At 64.6% G+C, this 2,568-nt stretch carries 2 protein-coding genes and 3 pseudogenes; 2 read left to right on the top strand and 3 right to left on the bottom strand.

All coding sequences use genetic code 11. The features are described 5' to 3' along the window. The first annotated feature begins 269 nt into the window (after positions 1-269). Positions 270-497 carry an AbrB/MazE/SpoVT family DNA-binding domain-containing protein gene (locus Q1A87_RS23215; RefSeq protein ID WP_299657157.1) on the top strand — a complete coding sequence of 76 codons (228 nt, stop codon included), beginning with the start codon at positions 270-272 and terminating at the stop codon, positions 495-497. Beyond that, complete coding sequence (locus Q1A87_RS23220) at positions 494-901, top strand: type II toxin-antitoxin system VapC family toxin (RefSeq protein ID WP_299657151.1); 408 nt, start codon at positions 494-496, stop codon at positions 899-901. The genes Q1A87_RS23215 and Q1A87_RS23220 overlap by 4 nt, the downstream gene beginning before the upstream one ends. Before the next feature lie 393 nt (positions 902-1,294). Here the strand turns inward: Q1A87_RS23220 and Q1A87_RS24400 are convergent. The 3 pseudogenes from Q1A87_RS24400 to Q1A87_RS23230 all read right to left on the bottom strand — a co-directional run. Next, positions 1,295-1,665, bottom strand: a pseudogene (locus Q1A87_RS24400) (transposase); the annotation flags it as partial. 58 nt (positions 1,666-1,723) lie between these two features. Beyond that, a pseudogene (locus Q1A87_RS24405) lies at positions 1,724-1,807 on the bottom strand (hypothetical protein); the annotation flags it as partial. 302 nt (positions 1,808-2,109) lie between these two features. Continuing rightward, positions 2,110-2,208: pseudogene (locus Q1A87_RS23230) on the bottom strand (helix-turn-helix domain-containing protein); the annotation flags it as partial. Positions 2,209-2,568 lie beyond the last annotated feature (360 nt).

Below are 2,568 nucleotides of genomic sequence, written 5' to 3' on the forward strand. Positions count from 1 at the left end.
GCTCAATGAACGAGCGACACCAGCTATGAAGAAGCAGGTGGACGCCAGTTCCTACACCACGCCCCGGGACACTACCCTCTGACGGGCGGGATGTCGGGGAGATCCTGATCGGCGAGCGGCAGTGCGGCCGGTGGTACTGAAATCCTCCTGCGCTCCTTCTGAACGGAAGCGCTATCGAACTTCGTTGGCTACATCGTCGGAAGCCGGCTCTTGATGGGGTATTGTCTTAGTATTACCAAGCAAGTATTACTAGAGGAATGACCATGCGTATGACGAGCAAGGGCCAAGTGACGATCCCCCAGCATATTCGAGAGGCGGCCGGGTTCCGGCCCGGGACCGAGCTCGAGTTCGTCATGGACGATGCCGGTGATGTCCGCGTTCGTCGTCATGCCGATCAGCCAGAGAATCTGGCGCTGAAGGCCGCGCTTGGTCGGCTGCGAGGATCGGCGTCGACGAAGATGACGACAGATGAGATCATGGCGCTGACCCGGGAATGACCGACGATACGCTCGTCGACGCCAACGTCCTGATCGATGTCGCAACCGACGACCCGCATTGGAGCTACTGGTCGGCCGCTGCTCTGGTAAGGGCAGGGGAGGGGGGACGGCTCGTCATCAACCCGATCGTCTACGCCGAGGTTTCGATCGCGTTCGACAAGATCGAGGATCTGGACGTGCTTTTGCCGGAGGCGATCTTTCACCGCCAAGACCTTCCCTGGGAAGCAGCGTTTCTGGCCGGCAAGGCGTTTCGCATCTATCGCCGTCGCGGCGGTACGCGGTCGCTGCCCCTGCCGGACTTCTATATCGGTGCGCATGCGGCAATCCGGAGCTACAGGCTGCTCACCCGGGATGCAGCCCGGTTTCGGACGTACTTTCCGACGCTCGACCTGATCACGCCTTGAGGCGCGGTGGCGAGGATTGAAAACATGACATAGAGCGTGCTTATTAGGCCGCGATGGCATGTGAGTTCGGGCCAACCTCGCCGCGTTCGCAATTGTCGTCGTGACGTTGGCTTCAGCAACGCGCCGACGCGAATGCCGCGCACTATCCAGCGGTCCGCCCTTGGGTGTCTTCCGACCGGCGCGGAGCCCATTCCTTCCGACGATTGGTCGCGGTTCCGCGCGTCGTCCGTCCGGCCGTCGTGGATCGGGGCGCGACATCCGGCGTAGGACACGGTGTCCGATTGAATGGGGGCGGTGGAGACGGGAGACTGTCAACGGCGGAGTAAAAACCGGCCGTTGCCATGTCGCGCCGCCGAGGACCGCCCTGCGGGCGGCCCGCAGTCCGGCGTGATCATCGCAGACGACATACGCGACCCCGCGCATTCCACGGGCCTGGAGGCCCGCCAGTGGACCTCGGCCTCCGACAGGGCGACGGAGACGCCCAGGACCCGGCGGCGCTCGTCGGGGCCGACGCCGATGGCCGAGAGCACGGCCGCGTCGCGCACGATCCCGCCCTGACGCACCTTCTCGTACCGGGCATCGAGAACCAGGTACGTGATCTGGCCGAGAGGCCGGGTGCGCCAGGCCTCCAGCTCGTCGTCGAGCAGCTTCGCCGCGCGGCTGACCTGGGTCGAGGACAGGCTGTCGAGACCGAACGCGCGCATCACCCGCTCGGCCTCTCGGGTCGACACGCCTTTGACGTACATTTCCGCCACCGCCAGCATCACGGCGCGAACCGACCGGCGGCCGCGTTCGAGAGATTGCGGATAGAACGGCGTGCCGTCATGGCCGGCAGTCTTTTGGGACGTCGACGGCGATCGTGCCCGCCGGCGTGTCGATGCGCTTGGGCTTGTAGCCGTTCGCGTAGCCGCGGCGGGTATCCGTCCGCTCGTAGGGGGCGGCGCCGAGGTACCGCTCGCGCTCGCGTCTCGCATCGCCAGCTCGAACGCCCGGCCGAAGACCGTGGCGATGTCATTCGGTCCGTGTTCGATCAGATGTTCCAAGAGAGCCTCGATCGTCCTATCCTGCTGCCTGTCCATTCCACTGTCTCCACGGTGGTGTTGCAACTCCATGGAATACCAGAATGGATCGCCCCTGCCGGGGCCGGCCCCGGCAGGGGCTCACGGCACCATCGCCAAATGAATTTCCAGACCTCAGGTTACAGTACCCTTGGCGACGCTGTCGCGCGAGATGTTGAAATGCCGCGCCGCCTCTCGCTGGCTCATACCCTCCGCACCGGCCAGCCGAACCTTCTGATACAAGTCCACGGTGAAAATCCTCCCGCCCTCCCTGTCACCAGAAAGGGCAAAGGTGGCCGACTTTTACGCCGCCCGCAGCAGGGCTATCCCGCCGCTCCCGTGGCCGACTTTTGCACCGCCGTTCTCAGAAGCCGCCATGACCGCTTCCTCCCGTGGATCGTCGCTGACCCACCTTGGCACAACAGATGCCGTCGGGGGGCGGTCACACCATCAACGCCATCACATTGGCACAAGTGCCGTCAGGAGGGGCTACCCAACCCATCATCAAGGCCATTCTCGTCCCATCCGTCCGGGATAGTGTCCCACCCTGTGGTGTAGGAGGCCGCGCGCGGAGCCTTTGGCTCGGCGCAGCGTGCGGCCGGGCTGGTG

This window comes from uncultured Jannaschia sp. (genome assembly GCF_947494055.1).
GTDB lineage: Bacteria > Pseudomonadota > Alphaproteobacteria > Rhodobacterales > Rhodobacteraceae > Jannaschia.